Source organism: Streptomyces apocyni (assembly GCF_009739465.1).
In the GTDB taxonomy this organism is placed as follows: Bacteria; Actinomycetota; Actinomycetes; order Streptomycetales; family Streptomycetaceae; genus Streptomyces; species Streptomyces apocyni.
This window is the reverse complement of sequence record NZ_WHOM01000065.1, coordinates 157,834-171,273: the sequence shown is the minus strand read 5'-3', so window position 1 is coordinate 171,273 and position 13,440 is coordinate 157,834. Positions and strand designations below refer to the sequence as shown.

Annotated in this window: 12 protein-coding genes; 6 read left to right on the top strand and 6 right to left on the bottom strand. The window is 72.9% G+C overall.

Annotation, left to right across the window (positions count from 1 at the left end):
- Positions 1-7: 7 nt before the first annotated feature.
- The 4 genes from GCN81_RS19740 to GCN81_RS19725 form a co-directional block, all read right to left on the bottom strand.
- Positions 8-1,318, bottom strand: coding sequence for a hypothetical protein (locus GCN81_RS19740; protein ID WP_231626861.1), 1,311 nt, complete (start codon positions 1,316-1,318; stop codon positions 8-10).
- Positions 1,315-3,090 (bottom strand): DUF3492 domain-containing protein, encoded by a 1,776-nt coding sequence (locus GCN81_RS19735; protein WP_156725931.1) that lies wholly within the window; start codon positions 3,088-3,090, stop codon positions 1,315-1,317. The genes GCN81_RS19740 and GCN81_RS19735 overlap by 4 nt, the downstream gene beginning before the upstream one ends.
- Positions 3,091-3,299: 209 nt before the next feature.
- On the bottom strand, positions 3,300-4,811 hold the full coding sequence (locus tag GCN81_RS19730) for a DUF3152 domain-containing protein (RefSeq protein ID WP_197287711.1): 1,512 nt from the start codon (positions 4,809-4,811) through the stop codon (positions 3,300-3,302).
- Between the two features lie 7 nt (positions 4,812-4,818).
- Positions 4,819-5,802 carry an alpha/beta fold hydrolase gene (locus GCN81_RS19725; protein ID WP_156725930.1) on the bottom strand — a complete coding sequence of 328 codons (984 nt, stop codon included), beginning with the start codon at positions 5,800-5,802 and terminating at the stop codon, positions 4,819-4,821.
- 195 nt (positions 5,803-5,997) lie between these two features.
- Between GCN81_RS19725 and GCN81_RS19720 the strand changes: the two genes are divergently transcribed.
- From GCN81_RS19720 to GCN81_RS19705, 4 genes are all read left to right on the top strand, one after another.
- Entirely contained in the window at positions 5,998-6,222 is a 225-nt protein-coding gene (locus GCN81_RS19720; RefSeq protein ID WP_156725929.1) for a hypothetical protein, read from the top strand.
- 199 nt (positions 6,223-6,421) lie between these two features.
- Positions 6,422-7,087, top strand: coding sequence for a TetR/AcrR family transcriptional regulator (locus GCN81_RS19715; protein ID WP_156725928.1), 666 nt, complete (start codon positions 6,422-6,424; stop codon positions 7,085-7,087).
- Between the two features lie 130 nt (positions 7,088-7,217).
- Positions 7,218-7,445: a DUF3107 domain-containing protein gene (locus tag GCN81_RS19710; RefSeq protein ID WP_197287710.1), complete on the top strand. Its 228-nt coding sequence runs from the start codon at positions 7,218-7,220 to the stop codon at positions 7,443-7,445.
- A gap of 173 nt (positions 7,446-7,618) precedes the next feature.
- A complete protein-coding gene (locus tag GCN81_RS19705; RefSeq protein WP_156725926.1) occupies positions 7,619-7,888 on the top strand; it encodes a hypothetical protein in 270 nt (89 codons plus the stop codon).
- Positions 7,889-7,965: 77 nt separating this feature from the next.
- On the opposite strand, the gene GCN81_RS19700 is transcribed toward GCN81_RS19705, so the two are convergent.
- Positions 7,966-8,730 carry a ferritin-like fold-containing protein gene (locus GCN81_RS19700; RefSeq protein ID WP_197287734.1) on the bottom strand — a complete coding sequence of 255 codons (765 nt, stop codon included), beginning with the start codon at positions 8,728-8,730 and terminating at the stop codon, positions 7,966-7,968.
- Positions 8,731-9,210: 480 nt separating this feature from the next.
- On the opposite strand from GCN81_RS19700, the gene GCN81_RS19695 reads away from it, so the two are divergent.
- A complete protein-coding gene (locus GCN81_RS19695) occupies positions 9,211-11,463 on the top strand; it encodes a DEAD/DEAH box helicase (RefSeq protein WP_231626859.1) in 2,253 nt (750 codons plus the stop codon).
- Between the two features lie 128 nt (positions 11,464-11,591).
- Entirely contained in the window at positions 11,592-12,458 is an 867-nt protein-coding gene (locus GCN81_RS19690) for an alpha/beta fold hydrolase (protein WP_156725923.1), read from the top strand.
- Between the two features lie 58 nt (positions 12,459-12,516).
- Here GCN81_RS19690 and GCN81_RS19685 read toward each other — a convergent pair whose 3' ends face one another.
- Positions 12,517-13,428: an NYN domain-containing protein gene (locus GCN81_RS19685; RefSeq protein WP_156725922.1), complete on the bottom strand. Its 912-nt coding sequence runs from the start codon at positions 13,426-13,428 to the stop codon at positions 12,517-12,519.
- Positions 13,429-13,440 lie beyond the last annotated feature (12 nt).

The window sequence follows — 13,440 nt, the reverse complement described above, 5'->3', positions numbered from 1 at the left end:
ACGCGGCTCATCGGGTGGTCTCGGGGCGCGCGTGCGCCGAGGCCCGGGTGAGGGTGCGGGCCGCGTAGGCGAGGAGGGCGAGCGCGGCGGCGCCGCAGGCCACTGCGGGGACGACCGGGGCGCCCCAGGCCCGCACCGCGGCGTCCACGGGGGCGGCGATGAACCCGCAGCCCGGCAGGTGCCCGGCGAAGGCCGCGGCGAGGGCCAGGGCCTGGGCGGCACAGGCACCGCCGAGCACGGCGGCCGGGATGCCCGGGAAGCCGTACACGGTCAGCAGCCGGGCCAGCAGCAGGAGCGCGCCGAGCGCCCCGGCGGCGGCGAGCGCGCCGCCCGCGCCCCCAGCTCCAGTCCCGGCACCGGCCCCAGCCGCGCCCGCGCCGTCGCCGAGCAGGTGGCCGGTGAGCAGCAGCAGGCCGGTGAGCGCGGCGAGGAAGAGCAGGAACACCCCGATCAGCAGGGGCCACACGGCGGCCGCGAAGTCCTCCAGCCCCCGGCTCACGGCGAGCCTGCGCCCGGCCTGAGCGCTGAACAGCCGGGCGCACCACACGGCGGGCCCGACGGCCAGGGCGAGCCCCAGTACGGCGGCGGGCCGCGTCGGCCAGGGCCCCTCGGCCCCTCCGGCGAGCGCGGCCCGCAACAGCCCGTCGCCGAGCAGGGCGTACCCGAGCAGCCAGCAGACCCACAGCCGGGTCACGGGCACCGTGCGCCCGACGGCGCGCAGCGGCCCGTACCGCAGGACCATCCGCAGCGCACCCGCGACGGCGAGCGCGGCCACCAGCGCGGCGCTGATCCGCGCCTGGCCCGAGGTCAGCGGCACCAGCGTGACGGCGAGCGCACAGACGGCACCCGGCACCAGCGCCAGCGCCGCCCACCCGCCGGGGAGCGCCGCCGACGCGGCGGACCCGGCCGAGGCGGGCGCCCCGGCTGAGGCGGGCGACGGCGCGTCGGCCTGGGGCGCGCTGTCGCGCGGCACGCGCGCGTACATCTCCTCGGCGAGCGAGAAGACGTCCCGGTGCCGGAATCGTGCGGCGGTCCTGTCCGTCATCCCGTGCGCCTCAAGCCCGGCCGCGATGTCCAGCGGATCAACGGCCCGCGCGCACAGCGCCTGGTAGCGGTGCATCAGCGCCTTGACCGGGTCGGCACCCGCCCGCCTGCCCGCCGCCCGCGAGGCCGGGGAGGCCTGGGAGGCCTTCGGGGTGCCGGGCGCCTTCACCGGCTCGGTGAGCGCCTCGTCCGAGCGGGTGTCCCAGGCTCCTGGGCTGAGGGGGGTCGATGGGGCATCCGAAGTGGTCGCGCCCCCTGCGGGGTTGGTGTTCATGCCTCCGCCTTCCCGGAGCCGACCGGCTCCGCCAGCTCCACCGGCTCCGCCAACTCCACCGGCTCCACGCGATCAGCCGCGTTGACCACCCAGCTCGGCCTGTTGGCGCCCCAGCTCGGCCTGTTGGCGCCCCAGTTCGGCCCGTTGGCCACCCGGCTCGGCACGTCAGCCGCCGTCGCCGCCCTCGCCGCCCACCGCCCCGGAACATGTGACTCCGCCGGGTGCGCGAAGGGCAGGGGCGCTCCCGCCGCGTCCACCGCGTCACGCCGTACCGGGCAGTGCGAGACGATCTCCAGGTAAATGCTGCGAAACGCCTCGATGTTCTGTTCGACCGTGAAGAGTTCCATGGCACGCGCGCGTGCCGCGGCGCCGAGCCGCGCCCGCCTCTCCGGGTCACGCAGCAGCGCGACACAGGAGTCGGCGAGCGCCCGCGGATTGCGCGGCGGGACCACCAGACCCGTGCCTCCGATGATTTCGACGACGGCGCCCACATCCGTGGAGACCGTGGCCCGCCCGCAGAACATCGCTTCGACCAGGCTGATCGGGAAGCCCTCGACGACGCTGGAGAGCACCACGATGCCGCCCGAGGCGTACGCGTCGGCGAGTTCGGAGACCTCGGGGCCGCCGATCTCGTCGAAGGAGACCGGGTTGGCGCCCACCGCGTGCGCGCCGTCGGCCTCGTCCGGGAAGAGCTGCGCGGCGAGCGCCCGGCAGTGGGCGAGATAGGCGGCCGCGTCGGGGCCTTCGGCGGGCGCGCCGATGATGCGCAGCCGAGCGCCGGGCTCCTGCTTGCGCACCTCGGCGAAGGCGTGCAGCAGGGCGATCAGGTCCTTGGCGGGCTCGATCCGCCCGACCCAGACCAGCGTGTCGGCGTCGTCGAGCACCCCGCTCTCGCCCACGTCGGCGAACCGGGCCGCCGCCATGCCCGGATAGACGGTACGCAGTTTCGCGCGGTCGGCACCGCAGCGCTCCTGCCAGCGTCGGGCGTGGGTGTTGCCCGGCGTGACCAGCGTCGCCTGGCGGTACACCTCGGTGGCCAGCCTGCCATGGAAGGAGGCGAGCAGGGCGCGCGCCGGGGCGCTCAACTCGCCGGACACGCCCAGGTAGTGCGCCCGCAGCGGAACGCCGTACTCGGTGACGAGCAGCGGCACGCCCGAGAAGTGCTGGGCGAGCAGCCCGGGGAGCGCCGCCGTACCACCGGAGGCCGCGTGGCACAGGTCGACGGCGCCGAGGCAGCCATCGGCGTCCTCGTACCAGTCGAGCGACAGCGGCCGCAGGGCGCGCTCCAGGAGCCCGGCGACGGCGAGCAGGTCAGGCACCCGCGCCTGCCGCCCGGTACGCAGCGCTCCCGGCGCGCGGCAGGCACGTTCCAGCGTGCGTACGGCCAGCTCGGAGCGGAGCGCCACGGGCAGGCCGCCCTCGTCGCGGGCGAGGTCGGCGAGGCCGTACAGCGCGTAGGCGAAACGGTCCGCCTGGTCTCCGGCGGAACAGATCGCGGTCGCGAGTTCGCCGAAATGCTGGGCGAACCGGCGCCGCCCACGGCGGCCGTACACGACACCGTCGTCCTCCGCCGTCCACAGCGGAGCCGTACGGACCCGGTGAACCTGGGGCGGGAGTTCGATCCAGCCCTGTTCTTCCTGGCGCGCACTCCGGCTGAGCGCGAAGACGTCGAACGCGTGCTGTTCGAGCCCGCGCACGAGCCGGTCACACCAGAGTCTTGCCTCACCCGTCACATACGGGTAGCCACCCTCTGTAAGCAGTCCGATGCGCACTCGTACACCCCCGCTCTCCCATGTGGGGGGCCACCGTTGGTCCGGCGGCCCGCAGCGGGAAGAACGTAAGCGGTACGGGCGGTGGCGCGACGGACGGTTGTCCATCGCACCACCAGAAGGGGTGAACGGTCGTAACTTTCCCGCGCAGGTCGCGTTCTGCCGCGCTAGGAAGGCCGCCAGGAGGGCATTAGCGCCACATGGGGGGCGGCTCAGCGACCGGGGTAGGCCCAGGGGTTGCGCTTGCAGGCGATCCCGTCACGCTCCAGGAATTTCGTCTGCTGCTGCATGACGGGCGCCAGAGCGCCGTCCCGGGAACAGTTCACATGTCCGAAGCCGAGCCGGTGGCCCACTTCGTGGTTGATCAGCATCTGGCGGTACTCGTGGATCGCATCGCCGTACGTCTTGGCGCCCCGCGCCCACCGATAGGCGTTGATCATGATGCGCTCGGTCGACGCGGAGTCGCAGGACACATTCTCCTGGGTCGTGTCGAGCCCGGACTTCGCGCACCAGACTCCGGTCGTCCCCGGGCTGGCCAGCGTGATCACGAAGTCCGGCGTACCGCTGGTGATCCGCTCGAAGGTACGGCCGCCGCCGTGCGACCAGCTGCGGTCGTCGTTGAGGGTCCGGTGCACGGCCTCGGCGAAGAGGGTCCCGTCCAGCCCGATGCCCTTCTCGACGTCGACGCGGTAGCGGAACTTCTGCCCCTTGCCCGGCGCCTTCTCGAACCCACCCATCGCCGCGAACTCGCCGCCGCCCTTCAGCTTGGGGTCGAAGGGGTTCTTCGTGTCCATCTTCTGCTCGTACGTCGCCGGGGCGGGGTCCGCGTCCGGGTCGGCCGGTGAGGGGTCGGCTGGTGAGGAGTCCGCCGGGGTCGGCCGCTCGTCGGACCGCGAGGCCGAGTCGTCGTCGCGGTCCGCCTGGTCGGCGTCGGCGGCCTGCGTCTGGCCATCGCCGCTCGGGCCGTCGGCCACCTGTCCGGCCACGACGACGGCGAGCACGGTGGTCACCGCGGCGGCGGCGATGCCGGTGAAGGCGCGGCCCTTGCCGCCGCGGGGTCTGGCGGGTTCGTCGGACGAGGGCTCGTCGGGGTCGTCGCCGTACGGGTCGCCCGGCCCGCCCGGGTCCGCCCGGTCGGTGTCGGGGCTGGGTACGCCGTAGTCCCAGTCGGTGACGGACGCGTACGGGTCCCGGCCGCCGCGCTGGGGCGCGCCCGCGGCGAACACATCGTCGGCGGGGTCCGCGACGTTGGTGCCGGTGCCGGTGCCGGTGTCACCGTCGAACGCCGCGAGGTACTCCTGCCGCGGCCCCGGTACCGACGCCCGACGCCCGCTACGTACGGCCCCGGGCATCGCGTCCCCGGGCATCGCGTCCCCGGCCGCGCCACCGACGGCGCCCCAGCCGCCCCCGGTTTCCCGCTGCTCCGGGTGCCCGCCTCGTACGCCCGGAGGCGGAAAACCGGGGGTGCCCTGTGCGGGCGTGCCGTGCGCGGGCGCGCCCTGCCGCGGAATCCGCGGCGCCTGGCTGAACCCCTGCGGCGGTGTCGCACCAGGCGGAATCCGCGGCAGCCCCTGCGCCGGGGTGCCTTCCTGCGGCCGGGTACTGGGCGCCGGGGGCCGCGGACGCTCCGCGCCCGGCCGCCCCTCATCGCCTGCCGGCCGCACGGGTATGCCTCCGGTGTCACCCGTATTCGTACCCGTCGCCCCGCGCCTGTGACGTCCCACCCGCCGCTCAGCCTCCCGATCCTGAGCCGAAGCCCAACTCGCCGGTTTCGGCGAGCAGTTCGCGGATCGCCGCGGCCACCGTATCCGGGTACTCCATCATCGCCACATGCCCCGCGTCCGGCAATGTCAGCAGCCGCGAGCCAGAGAAGGCGCGTGCCGCCTTCCCCGCCATACGGTACGAGACGAGCTGATCCCGCCCGCCGTACACCAGCAGCGTCGGCGCCAGCACCCGCTCCGCCTGCCGCCACAACCCGTGCTGCCCTCCCAGGGTGTACGCGTCCACGACGCCGCGCGCCGAACGCGCCATCGCGTCCCAGAAGTACGGCAGCCGCATCCGCCGCTCCATCTCGTGCACCGCGTTCGCGAAGCCCTCCGCCGTGACCCGCCGGGGGTCTCCGTAGCAGAGCCCCAGCACCCCGCGGACGCGCTGCTCCGCGGTCATGTCCCTGGTCAGCCGCGAGAAGAGCGACGTGATGCCCGGCACCGCGAGCAGCGCGGTCGGCACCGCCGTGCGCTGCACCCGGATCTCCGGCAACGCGGGCGAGACCAGCGTCAGCGTCCGTACGAGATCGGGCCGCGCCGCGGCGACCCGGGTGGCGACCGCGCCGCCCAGGGAGTTACCAATGAGCTGCACGGGCCCGCGGCCCGACGCGTCCAGATAGCGGATGACGGCGCGCGCGTGCCCGGCGACCGAGTAGTTCCCGTCATCGGGCGGTGGCGAGTCGCCGAAGCCCGGCAGGTCGATCGCCTCGCCGTCCACCACGTCCTCCAGCAGCGGCATCAGCGTCGACCAGTTCTGCGATGACCCGCCGAGCCCGTGCACGTACAGCGCGGGCGGCAGTCCGGCGCGGACCGACGGCCTGGCGCGTACGGCCAGGGTCAGCCCCGGCAGGGTGATCGAACGCAGCCGCTCCCCCTCCGCGACCCGGACCGGAAGCGGCTCATGGGGAGCCGTTGTGGCCAGGATTCCCGGCTGCTCGGTCGAAGACATGCGGGCAATGTTACGAGACGATCACGCGGTAGCTCATGTGTTCGCGGTCACAGATCCGCGGAGATACGACTAGCTCTGCGTGGATCCTCGGAGATCCGCGTGGATCCACGTAGCGTCCGGCATCGGTGTCTCCTAGGCTCGGAGGAGAGGGCCCGCGCCCCGGCCTCCTTTTTCTTCCCTCAGAGAGCGGGAGCCATGACTGTCGACCCGACCGACCCGGAGACTTTCGTGGAATCCGAGGAAACCGACGCCGAATCCCTCGACGCGGAGACCCCGGAGGCGGACGCCGCCGAGCAGCACACCGAACTACGGCAGCAGCAGGACGAACCAGCTCCGCACTACGACCCGGCTACGGCCAACCCCGCCGACGCCGCCGAGCAGGCCCGGGTCGTCGAGCTGGACGAGGACGACTACCGCTGAGCCGTGAGCGGCGGCCACCGCCCGACAGCACGGCCGTCAAATACCACGGTGGCCGCTATTCGAGCATGTGAGACGCGCCAGCGTTCCGTCGCTCCGTGAAATATTCTGCGCCCGCACCGCGCACACCAGGGTTACCGAAAAGTACGATGGCGACGCGGCGCTCACCGCACAAGCGAAGTTCACCAAAGTGGGAGGCGGCGTGACAGCCATCGAGCAGACAGAGGCAGCGCGCCCGCGAGGCACGCGCCTGCCGCGCCGGGCCCGCCGCAACCAGCTCCTGGGCGCGGCCCAGGAGGTCTTCGTCGCCCAGGGCTACCATTCGGCCGCGATGGACGACATCGCCGAGCGCGCGGGCGTCAGCAAGCCGGTGCTCTACCAGCACTTCCCGGGCAAACTCGACCTGTACCTCGCCCTGCTCGACCAGCACTGCGAGTCCCTGCTGCAAGCGGTCCGTACGGCCCTGGAGTCCACCACGGACAACAAACTCCGGGTCGCGGCCACCATGGACGCCTACTTCGCGTACGTCGAGGACGAGGGCGGCGCCTTCCGGCTGATCTTCGAGTCCGATCTGACCAACGAACCCGCGGTACGCGAGCGCGTCGAGAAGGTCACCCTCGAGTGCGCCGAGGAGATCGCCGACGTGATCGCCGAGGACACCGGGCTGCCCAGGGACGAGGCGATGCTGCTGGCCGTCGGCCTCGGCGGGGTGTCCCAGGTGGTGGCCAGGTACTGGCTGCACAGCGAGAGCACCGTGGACCGCGACAAGGCGGTCCAACTGCTGTCCTCGCTCACCTGGCGCGGCATCGCGGGCTTCCCGCTGCACGGCGCCGAGCAGCAGAACGAAGCGCGGGACGAGCAGTCCTGAGGGTATTCCGCGAACGTGTTCGCTGCGAGCGTGCGGTGCCGCGGACTGACGCGTCCCCTCACCGGGCTAATGTGTCGCATGTACGGCGCGGACGGCCGCGCACAGCACTGACCGTCGGAGGGACATAGCCGTGGAGGTCAAGATCGGCGTGCAGCACGCGCCCCGCGAGATCGTTATCGAGAGCGGAGAGACGCCCGAGCAGGTCGAGAAGGCGGTGTCCGAGGCGCTGACCGGTAAGTCCGAGCTGCTCTCCCTCGTGGACGACCACGGCCGCAAGGTCCTGGTAGCGGCTGACCGGCTCGCGTATGTCGAGCTCGGCGAGCCGACCGCGCGCAAGGTGGGCTTCAGCGCGCTCTGAGCAACGAGGCTCGGCAAGCATTGACGGGAGCGGTCCGGTGGTCAACCACCGGGCCGCTCCCGTCGGTTGTGTGCGGATGGTTGCGTTTCGCTCACCCCGGGTAGGACCGCTAGGGCGAAACACGCCCCTAGGACTGATTCGCACCTGGCCGCTGGCCGCACTCGGGAGGGCTCATGATCCTTCAAGCGCTCGGCTCCATCCTGCTGGGACTGGGCCTCGCCTGGCTCGCGGCCCGGCGGCTGCCAGACCGGCTGCCCTCGCTGCCCCTGGTCCTGGCCACCGGTGCCACCGGCGCCCTGCTCGGCGCTCTCGTCACCCACTCGGCGCTGACCACGTCCCCCGTAGCCACGCTCGTCGGTGCCCTCGCCCTGTCGGTGACGCTGCTGTCGTTGCTGCTGCGCCCGTCAAGGGGCCTGCGTCGATCACGATCAGCGACGGCGTAGCGGGGACCGCGCGAAACGACGGTCCCGCCCCTAGCCGCTCTACGCGTACGCCGCCCCAGGCCTGAGCCGCGCTACGCCTACGCGGCCAGCCCCAGCGCCGCCATCCGCTTGGTGTGCGCCTCGGTGATCCGCGAGAACATCCGCCCGACCTCCGCCAGGTCGAACCCGTCCGCCACCCCGCCGACCAGCATCGTCGACAGCGCGTCCCGCTCAGCGACCACCCGCTGCGCCTGCGACAGCGCCTCGCCCATCAGGCGCCGCGCCCACAGCGCGAGCCGCCCGCCGACCCGCGGGTCCGCCTCGATGGCCGCCCGTACCTTCTCCACCGCGAAGCTGGCATGCCCCGTGTCGTCCAGCACGCCAAGCACCAGAGCGCGGGAGTCGGAGTCCAGCCGGGCCGCGACCTCCCGGTAGAAGTCGCTCGCGATCGAGTCGCCCACGTACGCCTTGACCAGGCCCTCCAGCCAGTCGGACGGCGCGGTCAGCCGGTGGAACTCGTCCAGCGCGGCGGCGAACGGCTCCATCGCCGCGGTCGGCTCCGCGTCAATCTTCGCGAGCCGGTCCCGTAGCTGCTCGAAGTGGTGGAACTCGGCCGACGCCATCGCGGCCAGCTCCGCCTTGTCGCCGAGCGTCGGCGCCAGCTTGGCGTCTTCGGCGAGCCGCTCGAAGGCCGCGAGCTCGCCGTACGCGAGCGCCCCGAGCAGGTCCACCACCGCGGCGCGGTACTGCGGTTCGGCGGAGGCGGTCGCCCAGTCCTGGGCGGCGATCCCGGTGAGTCCTTCGTCTGCGGCGGCTGCGTCTTTGGCGTTGCTGGCGTTGTCAGGCGTCTCCATATGCCGCACCATAGCCCGCTGGGCACTCTACGGAAGTACCTGGTCAATCACTGTGACGACGGTGACGTGACCAATTCGGCCGACACGCCTGCGCCGATCCGGGGTACAGTGATAAAGCGCCTGCCGAGTACGCACGTACATGTCGGCGGGCCATCCCGTATGAGGATGCCCGGTCGGTGGCCCGATCGGCTCCGACCCGACAGCCCTCCCGGCGGCGGCGCACAGCGTGCGTGCCCCACAGGAGGGACCCTCAGCGGCACGAGCGCTCGAGCGACGGCAGTGGTCCCGCGCCACCCGGCCTCGCGTAGATGCGGCCGGATGCGACTTTCCGCAGCTGGCGGCACGGTCACGACCCCCAAGCGTTCGCCTCGCGCCGCGTCTCACAGAAGAGGCAGCACCCTGACTACGTTCCGAGAGCTCGGGATTCTTCCCGAGACCGCCGAAGCCCTTGAAGCCGTCGGCATCACGTCCCCCTTCCCCATCCAGGAGATGACCCTCCCCGTCGCCCTCACCGGCACGGACGTCATCGGCCAGGCCAAGACCGGCACCGGCAAGACGCTGGGCTTCGGTCTGCCGCTCCTGGAGCGCGTCACCGTCCCCGCGGACGTCGAGGCGGGCCGGGCGACCCCCGACAAGCTCACCGACGCCCCGCAGGCGCTGGTCGTCGTCCCCACCCGTGAGCTGTGCCAGCAGGTCACCAACGACCTGCTCACCGCGGGCAAGGTGCGCAATGTGCGCGTCCTGGCCATATATGGCGGTCGCGCCTACGAGCCCCAGGTCGAGGCCCTCAAGAAGGGCGTCGACGTGATCGTCGGCACCCCGGGGCGTCTGCTCGACCTGGCCGGTCAGCGCAAGCTGGACCTGAGCCACATCCGCGGGCTCGTCCTCGACGAGGCCGACGAAATGCTTGACCTGGGCTTCCTGCCCGACGTCGAGAAGATCATCAACCAGCTTCCGGCCAAGCGTCAGACCATGCTGTTCTCGGCCACCATGCCGGGCGCCGTCATCGGTCTCGCACGCCGCTACATGTCGCAGCCCACGCATATCCGCGCCACCTCGCCCGACGGCGAGGGCCAGACCGTCGCGAACACCAAGCAGTTCGTGTACCGCGCGCACAACATGGACAAGCCGGAGATGGTCTCCCGCATCCTGCAGGCCGACGGCCGCGGGCTGGCGATGATCTTCTGCCGTACGAAGCGCACCGCGGCGGACATCGCCGAGCAGCTGGAGCGCCGTGGCTTCGCCTCCGGCGCGGTCCACGGCGACCTCGGCCAGGGCGCCCGCGAGCAGGCGCTGCGCGCCTTCCGCAACGGCAAGGTGGACGTACTGGTCTGCACCGACGTCGCCGCGCGCGGCATCGACGTCGAGGGCGTCACGCACGTCATCAACTACCAGTCCCCCGAGGACGAGAAGACCTACCTGCACCGCATCGGCCGTACCGGCCGCGCGGGGGCCTCAGGTAAGGCGATCACGCTGGTCGACTGGGACGACATCCCGCGCTGGCAGCTGATCAACAAGGCACTTGAGCTGGGCTTCCCCGACCCGGCGGAGACGTACTCCACCTCCCCGCACCTCTACGAGGAGCAGGGCATCCCCGCGGGCACCAAGGGCACCCTGCCGCGTGCCGAGCGCACCCGCGCCGGGCTGCGGGCGGAGGAGGTCGAGGACCTCGGCGAGACCGGTGGTCGTGGTGCTGGTGGCCGTGGTCGCGGCCCCCGCCGTGACGCGGAGGAGGAGCGCCCGAAGCGTACGCGCACTCCGCGGCAGCGTCGCCGTACGCGCGGCGGCGCCGGGGTCGACGAGGCGGCGGCCGCACCGGTCAGCCCCGCGCAGCCCGCCACGGACACCACGAACAGCGCGGACAGCACGGACAGCGACGCACCCGCCGAGCCGCGCACCCCGCGCCGTCGTCGCCGCACCCGCGTCGGCGCGTCCACGGCGGTGGCGGCGGTACCAGAGCAGGCAGCCGAGTCGGCCCTGGCCACGGCGGAGGCCGAGGCCCCCGCCCGCCGTCGTACCCGCACCCGCAAGTCGGCGGAGACCGCCGCGGCACCCGCCGAGGCGGCGGTCGCCACGGCCGAGGGCACCGTCACGGCGGACGCGGACACCGAGGCGAAGCCCACCCGTCGCCGTACGCGCAAGGCAGCCGAAGCCCCCGTGGCCGACGCCGCCACCGAGCCCGACGCGGCCGAGGCCAAGCCCACGCGGCGCCGGACCCGCAAGGCAGCCGAAGCCGCCGTCGACACGGCCGAAGGCACTGTCACCGTCGACGCGGACACCGAGGCGAAGCCCGCACGTCGCCGCACGCGCAAGGCAGCGGAAACCCCCGTGGCCGAGCCCGACGCGACCGAGGCCAAGCCCGCACGTCGCCGCACCCGCAAGGCAGCCGAAGCCGCCGTCGACACGGCCGAAGGCACCGTCACAGCGGAGGCGGAGGCGGAGGCAGAGCCCAAGCCCGCGCGGCGCCGTACGCGCAAGACCGCCGAAGCCGCTGAAGCCGCGCCCGCGGCCGAGGCGACCGACGCGGCCGAAGCGAAGCCCACCCGTCGCCGTACGCGCAAGGCAGCCGAAGCCCCCGTGGCCGACGCCGCCACCGAGCCCGACGCGGCCGAGGCGAAGCCCGCACGTCGCCGGGCCCGCAAGACGGCGGAAGCGGCCGTCGACACGGCCGAAGGCACCGAGGCCAAGCCGCGCCGCCGGGCACGGGCCGCGAAGCCCGCGACGGAGCAGGCCGAGGCCTGACCTCCCGCGCAGCGATGGCCCGGCTCCGAGGGGGAGCCGGGCCATCGTCGTGTCAGCGGGTCGGGAGCGGGGCCGGGCGGAGCGGGCCTGCCCGGTGTGATCCAGCGGGCAGGCCCTAACCTCGTGCCATGAGCAGGCCACCGACCTTCACCCCGCCGCCTTGCGCCCGCGCCCGGCAACTGCGCACGGAGCGCGGCACGTTCGCCGCGCTCGACGCGCACCCGAACCCCACGCCGACGGAGCACGCCAGCCACACCGTCCTGCTGCTGCCCGGGTACACCGGGAGCAAGGAGGACTTCATCGCGCTGCTGGAGCCGATCAGTGCCGCCGGGTACCGCTGCGTCGCGGTCGACGGTCGCGGGCAGTACGAGTCCGAGGGGCCACGGGACGACGTATCGGCTTACGCCCAGCAGGAGTTGGCGCGCGACGTGCTCGCCCAGACCGCCGCCCTGCGTGCCGACGGACCGGTCCACCTCGTCGGGCACTCACTCGGCGGGCAGATCGCCCGCGCCGCCGTACTGCTCGACGCCGCGCCCTTCGCCTCGCTGACGCTGATCTCCTCGGGCCCGGGCCGGATCTCGCCGTCCCAGCAGGAGCGGGTGAAGCTCCTGGGCGACGCGCTCGCGGCGATGGACCTCGCCGAGGTCTGGGAGGCGATCCAGGCGATGGAGCCCCCTGAGGAGACCGACACCAACGGCGGCTCCGACGACGACCTGCGGACCCGCTGGCTGCGCAACAGCCCGGCGCAGCTCGCGGCCACCGGGCAACAGCTACGCACCGAGCCGGACCGGGTCGCGGAACTGGCCGCCGTGCCGATCCCCAAGCACGTCCTGTCCGGCGAGCACGACGACACCTGGCCGGTGCCGCTCCTTGACGAGATGGCGCTACGCCTCAAGGCCCGCCGCACCGTGATCGCGGGCGCCGACCACTCCCCCAACACCGACCGCCCGGCGGTCACGGCCGAGGCGCTCATCCGGTTCTGGGACGACCTCTGAGCCTAGGGCCAGACCCCAGGCCAGACCCCAGGGCCAGACCCCAGGGAGGCGTCTCCCGTCAGTACTGCGTGTGCAGATGGTCCCAGAAGCCGTCCCGCAGCGCCCGGCGCAGGTCCGCCTGTCCGCGGAGCGAGTACTGGAGCAACTGCTCGGCCTCGACCAGCAGTTCCTGGTCCACCGAGCCCGGGAGGTACGGGTGCCCGGGCAGCAGCTGCACCAGCGTCTCGCGGCCCCGCGCGACGAGCCAGGTGGCGGCGATCTGGGCGCCGACGAACCGCACCTCGTCCCGGGTCGGGCGGGGCGCGGTCGGGTCGTAGGTGGTGGCGGTGCGCCGGGTGACGTACGGCTTGAAGAAGTCCAGGTCGAAGGTGCGCTGACTGTCGACCTCCCACAGCAGCGGTTCGGCTTGGTTCCGCCCGTCCGGTGCCTCGATGCCCCACAGGTGCACCCGCGCCCCGTAGCCCTGGGCCGCCTCGACCGCGGAGACCAGGTCCTCGTCGCCGCCGATCAGCGCGGCGTCGCTGATGGCGCGGTGCCGGGCGAGGGACTCCAGGTCGGTGCGGATCAGGGAGTCGACGCCCTTCTGCTGGTTGTTGGCGTTGAGGTTGCCGAGGCGGACCTTGACGTCCGGTAGTTCGGCGATCGACTGCTGCTCGGAGGTGTGGATGCGGCGCCGGGCGCCGTCGTACCAGTAGACGCGGAGCAGCCTGCTGTCCGCGAAGATCGTCCGGGCCTTGTCGATCAGCGCGTCAATCAAACCCTCGGCGTCCAGGTCGAAGGCCCTGCGGTCCTCGGTCCCGGCGGCGAGGCGGCCAGCGGCGGCGTACAGATACCCGGCGTCCACGAAGATCGCGTGGGTCGATGGCGTCTTGGCCACCTCGGCGAGCATGCGGTGGAGCAGCTCGTTGGTGCGGTCGATGCGGGCACCGATCTCAGCGAGCTCTGCGGCGTTGGCCAGGTCATCGTTCATATGCCTCCCATT